Annotated in this window: 16 protein-coding genes; 8 read left to right on the top strand and 8 right to left on the bottom strand. The window is 65.4% G+C overall.

Features of this window, described 5'->3' with window-relative positions:
• Positions 1-2 precede the first annotated feature (2 nt).
• Both FY036_RS13630 and FY036_RS13625 read right to left on the bottom strand, forming a co-directional pair.
• Positions 3-803 (bottom strand): TPM domain-containing protein, encoded by an 801-nt coding sequence (locus FY036_RS13630; protein ID WP_148915297.1) that lies wholly within the window; start codon positions 801-803, stop codon positions 3-5.
• Between the two features lie 12 nt (positions 804-815).
• The gene (locus tag FY036_RS13625; protein WP_148915296.1) at positions 816-1,445 is read right to left on the bottom strand and encodes a LemA family protein; all 630 of its coding nucleotides are present in this window, start codon (positions 1,443-1,445) and stop codon (positions 816-818) included.
• A 139-nt stretch (positions 1,446-1,584) separates the two neighbouring features.
• On the opposite strand from FY036_RS13625, the gene FY036_RS13620 reads away from it, so the two are divergent.
• Genes FY036_RS13620 through FY036_RS13605 form a run of 4 tightly spaced genes read left to right on the top strand, consistent with a single transcriptional unit; the run spans position 1,585 to position 4,147 of the window.
• Positions 1,585-1,812, top strand: coding sequence for a hypothetical protein (locus FY036_RS13620; protein WP_148915295.1), 228 nt, complete (start codon positions 1,585-1,587; stop codon positions 1,810-1,812).
• Positions 1,813-1,817: 5 nt separating this feature from the next.
• Entirely contained in the window at positions 1,818-2,702 is an 885-nt protein-coding gene (pdxY, locus tag FY036_RS13615) for a pyridoxal kinase PdxY (protein WP_148915294.1), read from the top strand.
• Complete coding sequence (locus tag FY036_RS13610) at positions 2,699-3,457, top strand: DUF429 domain-containing protein (protein ID WP_148915293.1); 759 nt, start codon at positions 2,699-2,701, stop codon at positions 3,455-3,457. Before pdxY ends, FY036_RS13610 begins: the two co-directional genes overlap by 4 nt.
• A gap of 45 nt (positions 3,458-3,502) precedes the next feature.
• Positions 3,503-4,147, top strand: coding sequence for a carbonic anhydrase (locus tag FY036_RS13605; RefSeq protein WP_148915292.1), 645 nt, complete (start codon positions 3,503-3,505; stop codon positions 4,145-4,147).
• A gap of 4 nt (positions 4,148-4,151) precedes the next feature.
• On the opposite strand, the gene FY036_RS13600 is transcribed toward FY036_RS13605, so the two are convergent.
• Positions 4,152-5,381, bottom strand: coding sequence for a multidrug effflux MFS transporter (locus FY036_RS13600; RefSeq protein WP_235897674.1), 1,230 nt, complete (start codon positions 5,379-5,381; stop codon positions 4,152-4,154).
• 38 nt (positions 5,382-5,419) lie between these two features.
• A complete protein-coding gene (locus FY036_RS13595) occupies positions 5,420-5,890 on the bottom strand; it encodes a MarR family winged helix-turn-helix transcriptional regulator (RefSeq protein ID WP_148915291.1) in 471 nt (156 codons plus the stop codon).
• Between the two features lie 143 nt (positions 5,891-6,033).
• Here FY036_RS13595 and FY036_RS13590 point away from each other — a divergent pair, with 143 nt between their 5' ends.
• A complete protein-coding gene (locus FY036_RS13590; RefSeq protein WP_148915290.1) occupies positions 6,034-8,088 on the top strand; it encodes a M3 family metallopeptidase in 2,055 nt (684 codons plus the stop codon).
• Between the two features lie 4 nt (positions 8,089-8,092).
• Here the strand turns inward: FY036_RS13590 and FY036_RS13585 are convergent, their stop codons facing one another.
• From FY036_RS13585 to FY036_RS13570, 4 genes are all read right to left on the bottom strand, one after another.
• Complete coding sequence (locus FY036_RS13585; RefSeq protein WP_148915289.1) at positions 8,093-8,335, bottom strand: hypothetical protein; 243 nt, start codon at positions 8,333-8,335, stop codon at positions 8,093-8,095.
• Positions 8,336-8,515: 180 nt separating this feature from the next.
• A complete protein-coding gene (locus FY036_RS13580; RefSeq protein ID WP_148915288.1) occupies positions 8,516-9,202 on the bottom strand; it encodes a glutathione S-transferase family protein in 687 nt (228 codons plus the stop codon).
• A gap of 29 nt (positions 9,203-9,231) precedes the next feature.
• Positions 9,232-9,813, bottom strand: coding sequence for a VOC family protein (locus FY036_RS13575; RefSeq protein ID WP_148915287.1), 582 nt, complete (start codon positions 9,811-9,813; stop codon positions 9,232-9,234).
• A 103-nt stretch (positions 9,814-9,916) separates the two neighbouring features.
• Positions 9,917-10,420, bottom strand: coding sequence for an SRPBCC domain-containing protein (locus FY036_RS13570; RefSeq protein ID WP_148915286.1), 504 nt, complete (start codon positions 10,418-10,420; stop codon positions 9,917-9,919).
• Between the two features lie 100 nt (positions 10,421-10,520).
• On the opposite strand from FY036_RS13570, the gene FY036_RS13565 reads away from it, so the two are divergent.
• The 3 genes from FY036_RS13565 to FY036_RS13555 all read left to right on the top strand — a co-directional run bounded on the left by FY036_RS13565 (position 10,521) and on the right by FY036_RS13555 (position 14,057).
• A complete protein-coding gene (locus FY036_RS13565) occupies positions 10,521-11,417 on the top strand; it encodes a LysR family transcriptional regulator (protein WP_148915285.1) in 897 nt (298 codons plus the stop codon).
• A gap of 98 nt (positions 11,418-11,515) precedes the next feature.
• Positions 11,516-13,342 (top strand): translational GTPase TypA, encoded by a 1,827-nt coding sequence (gene typA, locus FY036_RS13560; protein WP_148915284.1) that lies wholly within the window; start codon positions 11,516-11,518, stop codon positions 13,340-13,342.
• A gap of 118 nt (positions 13,343-13,460) precedes the next feature.
• Entirely contained in the window at positions 13,461-14,057 is a 597-nt protein-coding gene (locus FY036_RS13555) for a LysE family translocator (RefSeq protein WP_407941187.1), read from the top strand.
• Positions 14,058-14,285 lie beyond the last annotated feature (228 nt).

The raw sequence follows: 14,285 nt of genomic DNA, 5'->3' as shown, positions 1-14,285 counted from the left end.
TCTTACCAGCTTCCCGACGCGCCGCCGCCGCCAGACGAGCCTCCACCGCCCGAAAAGCCGCCACCGCCCGAGGACCAGCCAGAGCTGGAGCGGGACGAGCCGCTGGAATATCCGCCCGAGGAGGTATTGTTGTAGCTGATCTCCATGCCCAGCCATTTGTAGCGTCGCGGACCAAGTTTTCGTCCGAAGACGGGCGCCAGAAGCGCGAAGCCAAAGGAACCGAAGAACAGCACCGCCCAGATCGCGATGAAGACGATGACGAACCATGGAATCGCATCTTCTGCCTGCCGGTTGCGTTCGGCGCGCGCTTGCAACTCCTCTCCCTGGCCTTCCAGAACCAGAACGATATCGTCCACCGCCCGGACGATGCCGCCGGTGAAGTCTCCGGCGCGGAATGCCGGCACCATCGTGTTCTCGATGATGAGCCTGGAATGCAAGTCGGTGAGGGTGCCTTCGAGCCCGTAGCCGACCTCGATGCGCATGCGCCGTTCGTCTCGTGCGACCAGCAGGAGAACGCCGTTGTTCTCGCCGGCCTGACCGAGCTGCCAGTGGCGGAACAGGCGGTTTGCGTAGGGTTCGATCGCCTCGCCCGAAAGCGAGGGTATCGTGGCAACGACGATCTGGTCCGAAGATTTCCGCTCGAATGCTTCCAGGGTTGCCGTCAGCGACCGCTCGGCCTGGTCGTCGATCATGCCTGCATTGTCGACCACGCGACCCGTCAGCGCCGGCAGCGATTGGGCGAAAGCCGGAAGGCAAGCGACCAGCAGGAGAAGCAGGATCGCCGGAAGACGCAGGTTGCGCATGGTGCTGCTTTGCTAGTTGTCGGTGCCGAAATCGACCTGCGGCACCTCCATGCGATCTTCCGAAACGGTGAAATTCTGGAAAGGCTGGGCGTCGGTGAACCACAGCTTGGCCCAGATCAGCGACGGGAAGGTGCGCAGCGAGGTGTTGTAGACGCGAACGGCCTCGATGTAGTCGCGGCGCGCGACGGCAATGCGGTTCTCCGTGCCCTCGAGCTGCGCCTGCAGCGCCAGGAAATTCTGGTTCGCCTTGAGGTCCGGATAGTTCTCGACCACCGCCAGCAGCCGCGACAGCGCGCCGGTCAATTGCGACTGGCTTTGCTGGAACGCCTCGAAGGCTGCCGGGTCCTGCAGCAGTTCGGGCGAGATCTGCACCTGCGTTGCCTGCGCTCGCGCCTGCACCACAGCTTCCAGCACCTCGCGCTCGTGCGAGGCGTAGCCCCGTACGGTCTCGACGAGATTCGGTATCAGGTCGGCGCGTCGCTGATACTGGTTGAGAACCTCGCTCCAGGCGGCCTTTGCGCGTTCCTCGTTGGTGGGGATGGTGTTGAAGCCGCAGGCCGACAGCAGCGGCAGCATCAGTGCGAGAAAAAGCACCGACAGCGCGGAGCGCGGCATCGTGAAGGACATGGCGCGAGTGGTCATGGTCTGGTCCCCGGAGGAGGTTTGGCTCGGCGTGAACTTAGCCATATTCGCGCCCGGCGTGAATGATGTATCGCAAAGGCCCGCTTGTGCCCGGGGGCCCCCGGCGTCTAATCTCGTGCCGACCGAAAGAGGCCGATCCATGAGCCGGGACGACGACAGAAAAACCGAATCGCGGCGCATCATCGGGCGCGTGGACGCCGAGAGCGAGGCGTCGATGACGCGGCGCGTCCAGAACCACATGACCGGGCGCGATGCCGACGAGAACGACTGGGCCGAGCTCTGGGGCACCCGGATCGGTCGCTGGCTCGGGCTGGCTCTGCTGATCTATCTTCTGTGGTGGCTGATCGACTTCGCGGCGGGTGGCTGAAAAACATGTCGACAGAGGATCAGGCGGCTCCGCGCGCCGTCATCGTCGTCTCCAGCCATGTCGCGCGTGGCACGGTGGGCAACAGGGCTGCGGTCTTCGCGCTGGAGCAGCTGGGATTTCCCGTCTGGGCCGTTCCCACAATCGTCCTGCCATGGCATCCCGGACACGGCCCTGCGACCCGGGTCGTTCCGGACGCGGATCAATTCGCCGCCCTTATGCAGGATCTGGAATCCTCACCGTGGCTGGGCGAGGTTGGCGCGGTCCTCTCCGGCTATCTCGGCAATGCGGCACAGGCCGATTCGGTCGCCTCCCTGGTGCGGGCGGTCAAGGCCCGCAATCCGGCGGCCACCTACCTCTGCGATCCGGTGATGGGCGACGCGGGTGGGCTCTATGTGCCGCCGGCAACGGCGGAAGCGATGCGCGACCTGCTTTTGCCGCTGGCAGATATCGCCACGCCCAACCGCTACGAGCTCGAATGGCTGGCAGGCGCAACGCTGGCCGACAATCGCGCCGTGGCGCAGGCCGCGGTCGCGCTGGGGCCATCGACCATGCTTGTCACCTCGGCGCACGCGATGATGGCGGGCTCCATCGGCAATTTGCTGGTGACGCCGCGCGAGGCCGTGCTGGCCGAGCACCGCATGGTTCCCAAGCCGCCCAACGGGACGGGCGACCTTGCTTCCGCGCTTTTCCTCGCCCGCCTGATGGAGGGCCGAAGCGCGGAAAAGGCATTGCAGATGACGGCCGCCGCGGTGTTCGAGGTGCTGGCGCGCGCGGTCAAGCGCGGCTCCAACGAGCTGATGCTGGAAACCGACGCGCAAAGCCTCGCCCATCCGATGGCGATGGTGCAGATGCGCCGTCTCGCCCATCCCGGCGGTGAAAGGCGGGCATGACCGCCTGCGCCGGCGTCGATGGCTGCAAGGGAGGCTGGGTAGCCGTGTCCAGCCTGCCGGGCGAACTGCCGCAAGCGCGTGTGTTTCCCTCGTTCGCCGATCTGCTCGAGGCCCTGCCCGGCGACGCGGTGATCGCCGTCGACATGCCTATCGGGCTGCCCGACCGGGCCGGTCCAGGCGGGCGCGGGCCTGAGACGCTCGTGCGCCGGCATCTCGGCGCTCGGCAGTCGAGCGTGTTCTCCATCCCGTCGCGGGCGGCGGTCCATGCCGAGCCGGGGCCGTTCGCCTCGGTGGAGGAATGGTACGCGGCGCATCGCCGTGCAAGCGACGTGGCGCGCCAGACGTCAGATCCGCCGCGCGGCATCTCGATCCAGGCCTTCGGTATCTTTTCAAAGATCAGGGAGATCGACGCGCTGATGGTGACGCGGCCGGACCTTCACTACCGGGTCATCGAATCGCATCCCGAGGCGGCCTTCTGGCGGCTCAACGGGCAGCGCGCGATGGCGCTTGCCAAGAAGATCAAGGGGATGGTGAACCCACCCGGCATGGAAGAGCGGTGTGCGCTGTTGGCGCTGTGCGGGCTGCCTGCAGGGTTCGTCGCCGCGGCGCCGCCGCGCGGGGCGGCGCAGGACGATCTTCTCGACGCCTGCGCGATGCTTCTGGTGGCACAACGTTATGCACGCGGCGAGGCGATGCCGTTCCCCGATCCGCCATTGACGGACGGACGCGGCGTACCGATGGCGATCTGGACCTGAACTGCCCGATTGCGCGCGCCGCGATTTGGCATTAGTGGCAGTGCCATGACCCATTTGCCCGAAAGACTGATAAACGGCTATCGCGCATTCATGGATGGCCGGTATGCCACCGAGCGCGACCGCTACCGCGCGCTGGCCAAGGACGGCCAGACCCCCGAAACCATGGTGATCGCGTGCTGCGATTCGCGCGCGGCGCCCGAAACGATCTTCGACTGCGGACCAGGCGAACTGTTCGTGGTTCGCAACGTCGCCAATCTGGTGCCGCCCTATGCGCCCGACGGCAAGCATCACTCCACATCCGCCGCGCTGGAGTTCGCGGTGCAGAGCCTCAAGGTGAAGCATATCGTCGTGCTGGGTCACGGACGGTGCGGGGGCATTCGTGCCGCGCTCGATCCGTCAGCCGCGCCGCTCTCGCCGGGCGATTTCATCGGCAAATGGATGGGGCTCGTCGCACCTGCGGCCGAAGCCGTCGCCGGCAACGAGATGATGACGCAGTCCGAGCGCCAGACCGCGCTGGAGCGCATCTCCATCCGCTATTCGCTGGCGAACCTGCGCTCCTTCCCCTGCGTTTCCATTCTGGAAGGTAAGGGAAGGCTTTCGCTGCACGGGGCGTGGTTCGACATCTCGAGCGGCGAGCTTTGGGCTATGAACCCGCAGACCGGCGATTTCGAGCGGCCGGAAACCGACTGACGCTCTACTCCGCAGGTGGGGTCGCGGCTTCCGGGTTGCGTGCGATGACGACACTGGCGAGCGCGGGCTCGGGCAGGCTGCGCCACCATGCCCAGCACACGAGCGACATGAGCCCGAGGCCCGGCACGACGGTGGCGATCGCCGTCACCGGATCGGGGAACAGCCCCGCGATCAGTCCGCCCACCAGGCCGCCACCCATCTGCAGGAAGCCGCCCAGCGCGGCCGCCGCTCCCGCAATATGCGGGAATGGCGCGAGCGAGGCCGTCGACATCGCCGGCAGGATAAAGGCCGCGCCGAAAGCGTAGAGCGCCACCGGACCCATGACGGTCAGGAATGTCGGCTCGTGGATGCGCAGCAGCACCGCCAGCGCCAGGCTGCCCGCGGCGATGAAGACGAGGCCGACGGGCATGATGCGGTATGCGCCGTAGATCGCCATGCTGCGGCGCACGACGAGCGAACCGAGGAAGAACGCGCCCGACTGCATCAGCATCCCCAAACCGAACTCGGTCGGGGATAGGCCGACACGGTTCATCAGGATGAAGGGCAGCACGACCGCCAGCGTGTAGAAGGCGCCGATGGCGCCGCCCAATGCCAGGCCCGAAGACATGAAATAGCCGCTGCGCAGAAGCTGCCCGTAGGAGCGCACCAAGGCGGCCGGGCGAATGCGCGACAGGTCGCGATGCACGGTCTCCACAAGCAGGAAATGCACCACCCCCACGATGACGAGGCCGAACACCACCATCAGCGCGAAAATCGCGTGCCAGCCGAAAATCTCCATCGTGAAGCCGCCGATCGTCGGCGCGAAGGCCGGCCCGATACCGAGGATGAGGCCGATCAGGTTCATGATGCGCGCCGAGCGCTCGTTGGTGAACAGGTCGCGCACGATGGCGCGCGATATGGCGACGCCGACCGCTGCGCCTACCCCTTGCAGGAAGCGTGCAGCGATGAGGAACTCGATGCTGGGCGCAAACAGCGCCAGCGTGCTGGCGACCAGATAGATGACCATGAAGGCCTGCGCGATCGGCTTGCGCCCGAACCCGTCCGAGAGCGGGCCGCAGACGAGCTGCGCGATGGCGAAGCCGGCGAAGTAAAGCGACAACGTCATCTTCACGGCAGCGTCTGTGGTGCCGAAGGCGCGCACGATCTCAGGCATCGCAGGCGTGAACAGCGCCATGGAGATCGGGCCGATGGCGACGAGCAGCGCGCCGATCAGTCCAACCTTGCGTTCGCTCATCAAGGGTTCAGGAGCGGCCGGGGGCAAAGGGCGCATGTTCACGACGACGAGCCCCCCTTGCATTCGGGGCGCATCGAAACGAGCGTCACGCGCATCTGCTTGAGGCCTTCGCGGATTTCCTCGATGCGCTCCGGCGGCAGCGAAGCCGAGATGTCGGTGCGCAGTTCCGTTCCGATCCTCGACACGGCCTCGAGCACCGGCTGCGCGTCTTCGGTGACCTCCACCAGCTTGGCCCGACGGTCGGTCGGGTCGATTGTGCGACGTATCAGCCCGCGTGCTTCCAGCCGGTCGAGATAGGCCGAAAGCGTCATCGCCTCCACGCCCATGCGCTCGGCCAGTACCGCCTGCCTGACGGAGACGGCTCGCGCGGCGTTGACCAGCGTGCGCGCCTCGCCGGGTGTCAGGCCAAGCCCTGCATTGCTGGTGCGGCGGTCGAACTCGGCTCGCAGCAGGCGCGCGACATCGGTGATGAGGAAGCCGATCGCGTCGGGATCGAACCTTGCAGGCATTCGTAAGTAATCCTTATTATCTCTCCTACTTATTGCTGCCCTGCGCCATCGTCAAGGCGGGCGGTTGCGCCGGGCCTGCAGCACCCCTAAATCTCCATCGACCCTTCCTTCGCCCTTCACGGCCGACCATTCCCGGAGTTTCCATGTCCGACGCTGCCATCGACCTTGCTTCCCACCCGCTGACGCGCTGGACGGGGCCGCTCGGCCTTCCCGATTTCACGGCCATTGCCGACGATCAGTTTTCTCCTGTCTTCGATGCCTCACTGGCGGTGCACGAAAAGGAAATCGAGGCGATCGCCAACGATCCCGCGCCGGCCACCGTCGAGAACACGCTGAAGGCGCTGCAACTCGCCGGCGATGCGCTGGGCCGTGTCTCGGCTGTGTTCTGGTGCAGGGCCGGCGCGCATACCAATCCGCAGATACAGGCGCTGGAGCGAGAGATCGCGCCGAAGATGTCGCGCCACTACTCGGCGATCTACATGAACGCGGCCCTGTTCGCGCGCGTCGATGCGCTTTACGCGGCGCGCGCGACACTCGGCCTCGACACCGAGACGGAACGGGTTCTGGAGAAGACCTGGAAGGGCTTCGTCAAGTCCGGCGCCAAGCTGGACGACGCCGGCAAGAAGCGGCTGGCCGCCATTGGCGAACGGCTGGCGTCGCTGGGCGCGCAGTTCGGCCAGAACGTGCTGGCCGACGAGGCCGAATGGGCGCTGTTCCTCGACGATGGCGACGAACTCGACGGTCTGCCGGAATTTCTCAGGGACGCGATGGCGGAAGCCGCCAGCGCGCGCGGGCAGGAAGGGCGCTTCGCCGTCACGCTGTCGCGCTCGATCATCGAGCCTTTCCTGACATTCTCGGCGCGCCGCGACCTGCGCGAGAAGGCGTTCGGCGCCTTCACCGGCCGCGGGCAGAACGGCGGCGCGACCGACAATTCGGCTTTGGTGAAGGAAACGCTGGAGCTGCGCGCCGAAAAGGCCGCCCTGCTCGGTTACGAAAGCTTCGCTGCGCTCAAGCTCGACGACACCATGGCCAAGACGCCAGATGCCGTCATGGGTCTGCTGGAGCCGGTGTGGGACAAGGCGCGCGAAAAGGCCGCCGCCGACAAGGAAGAGCTGCAGCGCATCGCGCAGGAAGCGGGCAGCAACGAGGCCATCGCGGCCTCCGACTGGCGCTACTGGCAGGAGAAGCTGCGGGCGCGGAAATACGCTTTCGATGAGGCCGAGCTGAAACCCTATCTGCAGCTCGATCGCATCATCGACGCGTGTTTCGACGTCGCGACCCGGCTGTTCGGCCTCACCTTCGAGGAAAGGAAGGGCGTTGCCGCGTGGCACGAGGATGTGCGGGTGTTCGAGGTGAAGAACGCCGACGGTTCGCATCGCGCGACCTTCCTGGCAGATTACTTCAACCGCTCGTCCAAGCGCTCCGGCGCATGGATGAGTTCCCTGGAGGTCGGCGACAAGCTGGACGGCGTGACGTCTCCCATCGTCTACAACGTCATGAACTTCGCCAAGCCGCCCAAGGGCCAGCCTGCGCTGCTTTCCATGGACGACGCGCGCACGCTGTTCCACGAATTCGGCCACGCCCTGCACGGCATGCTGAGCGAGGCGACGTGGCCGTCCGTCTCGGGCACCGGCGTGTCGCGCGATTTCGTCGAGCTGCCCTCGCAGCTTTACGAGCACTGGCTGACCGTGCCGGAAATCCTGGAAAAGCACGCGCTGCACTATCGCACCGGCGAGTCGATGCCCAAGTCGCTGCTCGACAAGATGCTGGCTGCGCGCACCTTCAATGCCGGCTTCGCCACCGTCGAGTTCACCGCCAGCGCGCTGGTCGACATGGAATATCACAAGCGGTCCAAAGCGCCCGCCGATCCACTGGCTTTCGAGGCGGAAGCGCTGCGGAAGCTCGGCATGCCCGCCGAGATCGCGATGCGCCACCGCACGCCGCATTTCCTGCACGTCTTCTCGGGCGACGGCTATTCAGCGGGCTATTATTCCTACATGTGGTCGGAAGTGCTGGATGCCGACGCGTTCTCGGCCTTCGAGGAAACGGGTGATGTATTCGATGCCGCAACCGCCGGGAAGCTCAGGACACACATCTATGCGGCGGGCGGGACGCGCGACCCCGAGGATCTCTACAAGGCGTTCCGCGGCAAGATGCCGTCGCCAGAAGCCATGATGGAAAAGCGCGGGCTGGTCTGAAGCGCTATTTCACGCAGGGATGCAGCCCGCTTGCCGGATCGGCGCACGCGGGGGTGCGGCCTTCGCGGGAGCCGACCGGGCCGGTAACCGCAGCGAAATCGATCCCGTCGTCACCGCTCTGGTAGGTCTGGTCGGCGACGGTGCCGGCCACCTGCTGCGAGGGCGCGGACAGGGCCGCGCCCGCGAAGATCACGGCGGGAATGACTGAAGCTGCTGCAAGTTTCAGGGCCCAGGAGGGAAGCGTCATCGTGGCCTCGTCTCGAATATTCGATCCCTAACGCACAAGCGTTAAGAATGTTTCAAGACTCTTTTCGATTGCCGCCCGGAATCGAAAAACGGCCCCGGAGCATGACCTCCGGAGCCGCCTTCGCACGCGGCGATGCCCGCCCTTACCCCGGCCGCCGCGCGCGCAACAGCCGTGCCGTTCCTACGCCTGTGACCTCACATAGGCGATGTAGCCGCGCACGTCGGCCGCCGGCTCGCCATAAGCGTCGCCCAGCGCATCCTCCATCCGCCTCACATAGGCCGAGGCCCATTCCGGAAGCGGGTAGTCGATCACATCGAGGAACTCGAGCGTGACGGCCAGTCTGATGTCGGCGATCGAAGGGCTGTCGCCGCCGATGAACGGCTTGCCGTCCATGAAGAAGCTGTGAAACACGCCCAGCGGCTCGGCGATGGCGTCTGTCGCTGCCTTCGATGCCGCGCTCTTGGCCGCATCGTCCGCTTCGCTCGCGCCCACCTCGCCCGGATATTGCGGGAAGTTGAGCGAGGGGTAGGTGGCGCGCGCCACCAGCGGATAGAGCGTGCCGACGAGGTAGAACATCGCGCTGTCGATCATGGCGCGGCGTGCCGGATCGGCAGGGTAGAACTGCGTCAGCCCGTGCTTGTTGGACAGATACTGCATGATGGCGCAGCTTTCCCACAGCGCGCCCTTGGGAAGGCCCGGCTCCTCGATCATCGGGGTCAGGTGGGCCGGGTTCTTTGCCATGAATTCCGGCGACCGCGTGTGGCCGTAGACATCGTTCTCGGAAAAATCGAGGCCGGCGGCACGGGCGAAAACCCTCACCGCCATGTTGTTCACGCTGGGCTTGAGCACGTTGAGCTGCATTGCCATTGGCTTCTCCTCCCTCTGGGTTCTTGTTTTCAGTATGGATGTTTTGCAGAGCGGTCCTGCGACAGCGAGGCCTTTGAGCGCGTGACCAGACGCTCGATGGCGTCGGCCAGGTGCACCTCGGCAATGTTGTAGTCGTTCCGCTCGATGCGGATGTGATGGGCTTCCATCAGGACATCGGCGTGCGTGAAGCCGTGCGGCGGCTCGAAGCGGTATGAGGCCAGCTCGATCAGCAGGCCGAGCGGGTCGGTGAAATAGATCGAGTCCATGAAGCCGCGATCCTTCACGCCCGAATGGCGGATGCCGCGCTCGTCCAGCCTTGAGACGGCCTGGAGGAACGTCACGCGCGAGACCGAAAAGGCGATGTGATGCACGCAGCCCGGCTCAGTCGGGGTACGGCGTGGATCGGGCCTGCGCTCTTCGTCGGTGAAGATGGTGATGAGCCGACCGTCGCCGGGGTCGAAATAGAGATGGCTTTCACTGGCGCGGTCGAGGTTCGGCTGCTCGAAGATGAAAGGCATGCCCAGCACGCCCTCCCAGAAATCTATCGAAGTCTGGCGGTCAGCGCCGGTGATGGTGATGTGGTGAACGCCCTGCGACTGCAGCTTCTGCATTCTCTCCTCCCTGCGCGCTTTGCCCGCCTCCGACCGCATTGTGCAGCGGTTGCGCAGGATCAGATAGAGCGCTCGGGGCGCGTTTCTGAGAACGGACCGTTCACTATCCAGAGACGGGCAAGGCTTCGACCCTAGCCTTGAGGGCAGCGTTCATGCGCTCGAAATCGGCCCGGAACCGCTCGACGTCGAGCAGCCAGAGGCCGATGCCGCCAAAGCGCTCTCCATGGACGAGGCGCGTGCCTCCATCACGCTCTTCCAGCAGGAAATAGTGCTCGCCGTCGAAGATGCGGGGCAGAAGCAGGCGGCCCAGCCAGCGCAGTTCCCTGTCCCGCTCGACCTTGAGCACCGTGGGCCGGAAGGTCATCTCGCTGCCGCCTTGCGGGCGCATGGTGTTGGTCAGTGTGGCGCCCTCGGCCAGTTCGCCCTCCATATCCACCAGAAACGGGTTCCATTCCGCATAGCGCTGAGGATCGGCCAGCACCGACCACACCTTCGAAGGTGCTGCGTCGATCTGCACCTCGGTCACGATCTCCCTTGTCGGCGCGAGAGCGAACGCGCCGGCCAGCGCGAGGGCTGTGGCGGTTGCGGTTGCAAGCAGGATGTTCATGGCGGCTCTCCGTTTCGGGCGTCGTTCGATGACACAGAGATAGGTTCTCGTCACTGGAACGAAAATTGACGAAATAATTGGCGATGATATACAAAAATAGATGAAGCAGATTGCACAAAACTGGGAGCATTGGCGAACCTTCCTCGCCGTTATCGAGGATGGCAGCCTGTCGGGTGCAGCCCGCGCGTTGCAGCTCACACAGCCGACCGTCGGCCGTCACATCGACGCGCTGGAGGCCGCCACCGGCGCCAGGCTGTTCACCCGCTCCCGTAATGGTCTCATTCCCACCCAGCTCGCATTGTCGCTGGTGCCTCAGGCGCAGGCCATGGCGACCGCCGCCGACAATCTGGTGCGCACCGCGTCGGGCGAACGCGGCGAGGCGCGCGGCACGGTGCGGCTGACTGCGAGCGAGATCGTCGGCACTCTCGTGCTGCCGCCGATGCTGTCCGCGTTTCGCGAGGCGCATCCTGCCATAGAGATCGAGCTGGCGCTGTCCAACCGCAACGAGAACCTGCTGCGGCGCGACGCCGACATCGCCGTGCGCATGATGCGTCCGCAGCAGGAAGCCATCGTGGCCCGGCATGTGGGAGCGGCGCGCATCGGCCTCTTCGCGCACCGCGACTATGCGGCCCGGCACGGCCTGCCGCAGCGGGTTGAGGATCTCGGCTCCCATCCGATCGTGGGTATCGACCGCGACGAAGCGCTGCTGGACGGTGTCTCCATCGCCGGCCGGCCTCTGTCGCGCGACATGTTCGCGCTGCGCTGCGACAGCGACGTGGCTCAGCTCATGGCGGTGAAGGCCGGGTTCGGCATCGGCGCCTGTCACCTCGGCCTTGCGGCCGACGATCCCGACCTCGTGCCCGTGCTGCCCGAGACCGCCGAGTTCGGCTACGAGATGTGGGTGGCTATGCACGAGGATCTGCGCGACACGCGCCGCGTGCGGCTGATGTTCGATCATCTGGTCGAGGGGCTCGCCGCCTACGCGCGCAAGCGCTGAGCCCTGCCCCCTTTCGCAATTGCGAAAAAAGCTGTATGAGCGCGCCAACCGAAGATTGCCCGCGCCTGCGTGCGTCGGCCATAACTCCCGAGAGACATATGAAACTGCGGAACATCGCGATCATCGCGCACGTCGACCATGGCAAAACGACGCTCGTAGACGAGCTTCTCAAGCAGTCGGGCTCGTTCCGCGAAAACCAGCGCGTGCAGGAGCGCGCGATGGATTCCAACGATCTCGAAAAGGAGCGCGGCATCACCATCCTCGCCAAGGCGACCTCGGTCGACTGGAAGGACACCCGCATCAACATCGTCGACACGCCGGGCCACGCCGATTTCGGCGGTGAGGTCGAGCGCATCCTGTCGATGGTGGACGGCGCAATCGTCCTCGTCGATGCCGCCGAAGGCCCGATGCCGCAGACCAAGTTCGTGGTCGGCAAGGCGCTTAAGGTCGGCCTTCGCCCCATCGTCGCCATCAACAAGATCGACCGGCCGGACGCGCGCGCCGACGAGGTCATCAACGAAGTGTTCGACCTCTTCGCAGCGCTCGACGCGACCGACGAGCAGCTCGACTTCCCGATCCTCTACGGTTCCGGCCGCGATGGCTGGATGGCCGAAAGCCCCGAAGGCCCCAAGGAGCAGCGCCTGGCGCCGCTGTTCGATCTCGTGCTGAAGCACGTGCCGGAGCCCACCGTCGAGCCCGGCCCGTTCCGCATGATCGGCACGATCCTCGAAGCCAACCCGTTCCTCGGCCGCATCATTACCGGCCGCATCGCGTCGGGTACGCTGAAGCCGAACCAGGCGGTCAAGGTGCTGCACCATGACGGCTCGCTGCTGGAAAACGGCCGCGTCTCCAAGATCCTCGCCTTCCGTGGCCTCGAGCGCCAGCCGATCGAGGAAGCGCAGGCAGGCGACATCGTCGCCATCGCAGGCCTGTCGAAGGGCACCGTCGCCGACACCTTCTGCGACCCGTCGATCAGCGAGCCGATGCAGGCGCAGCCGATCGATCCGCCGACCGTCACCATGTCCTTCATCGTCAACGATTCACCGCTGGCCGGCACCGAAGGCGACAAGGTCACCTCGCGCGTGATCCGCGACCGCCTGCTCAAGGAAGCCGAGGGCAACGTCGCGCTCAAGATCGAGGAATCGGCCGACAAGGATTCGTTCTACGTTTCGGGCCGTGGTGAGCTTCAGCTCGCCGTGCTGATCGAGACGATGCGCCGCGAGGGTTTCGAGCTCGCCGTCTCGCGTCCGCGCGTGGTGATGCAGAAGGACGACAGCGGCCAGCTTCTCGAGCCGATCGAGGAAGTCGTCATCGACGTCGACGAGGAGCATTCCGGCGTCGTCGTGCAGAAGATGTCGGAGCGCAAGGCCGACATGGTCGAACTGCGTCCGTCGGGTGGCGACCGTCAGCGTCTTGTCTTCCACGCGCCGACCCGCGGCCTCATCGGCTACCAGTCGGAGCTTTTGACCGACACGCGCGGCACCGCCGTCATGAACCGCCTGTTCCACTCCTACCAGCCCTACAAGGGCGAGTTGCCGGGCCGCACCAACGGCGTTCTGATCTCCAACGATCAGGGCGAGTCGGTCGCGTTCGCGATGTGGAACCTCGAGGATCGCGGGCCGATGGTCATCGACGCCGGCGTCAAGGTGTATGCCGGCATGATCATCGGCATTCACAGCCGTGACAACGACCTCGAAGTAAACGTGCTGAAGGGCAAGAAGCTCACTAACATCCGCGCCGCCGGCAAGGACGAGGCCGTGCGTCTCACCCCGCCGATCCGCATGACGCTGGAGCGCGCGCTGGCCTGGATCCAGGACGACGAGCTGGTCGAAGTGACGCCGAAGTCCATCCGCCTTCGCAAGCTCTATCTCGACCCGCACGAGCGCAAGCGCTTCGAAAAGAGCAAGGCTGTCGGCGCCGCCTGAGCCGCTTCAGCGTCCGTAATCATCACGCGGCCGGCCGGCACGATTGCCGTGCCGGCCGTTGCTTTGATAGGCTGGTGTCCTCGGATTGCTGGCGAGGCATAGGATAGAACTGGCGACCCTGGTGATTTTCGCGGGAGCGTTGCTGGTCGCAGCCGGCTCGCCCGGGCCTTCGATCGCCGCGCTCGTCGCCCGTGTCATCTCGAAGGGATACCGCGAGGTGCTGCCGTTTCTGGCCGCCATGTGGATCGGCGAGGGTATCTGGCTCACCATGGCGGTCTTCGGGCTCGCTTTCGTGGCGCAGACCTTCCACCTTGCCTTCTTTATCCTCAAATGGGCGGGCGTTGCCTATCTCGCATGGCTCGCCTGGAGGATGTGGACCGCACCGGTGGCGATCCGCGAAGGTGAGATGCCACGCGCGGAATCGTCGCTCCGCCTGTTCGCCGCCGGCATGGCGGTGACGCTTGGCAATCCCAAGATCATGATGTTCTACATGGCACTCCTGCCGAGCCTCATCGATCTCGGCTCGATCACCATTCTCGGATGGGCCGAGTTGCTTCTCGCCATGGCCATCGTCCTGATCGCGATCGACCTTACTTGGGTCGTCGCCGCCCTTCAGGCGCGCCGCGTGCTGCGGAGCGAGCGCGCGGTGCGTATCGCCAATCGCATCAGCGCCGCCACGATGGCCGGCGCGGCAGCTGCGATAGCCGCGCGGTAGCAGGCGGCGCTGCGCGCCCCAGTGGACGGATTTGCGCCTGCGTCACAAATTCATACCGCCAGGTCGTTGCTGCTGCGGGCTTGCGCATTTTTTCTGCGGAATTTTCATCCACACCCTTTTGGTGCGCCTTTATCCTGCATGCGCTCTTACCCGGAGGGCTTGGGTGGCCACCGGGCTGACCAAAGGGGAAGAGCGGCGTGCGGGATTGGCCTCGTCCGGTCGACGGGG

Source organism: Neoaquamicrobium microcysteis, assembly GCF_008180155.1.
Classification (GTDB): Bacteria; Pseudomonadota; Alphaproteobacteria; order Rhizobiales; family Rhizobiaceae; genus Aerobium; species Aerobium microcysteis.
The sequence above is the reverse complement of the archived record's forward strand: the minus strand, read 5'-3'. Positions and strand labels throughout refer to the sequence as shown.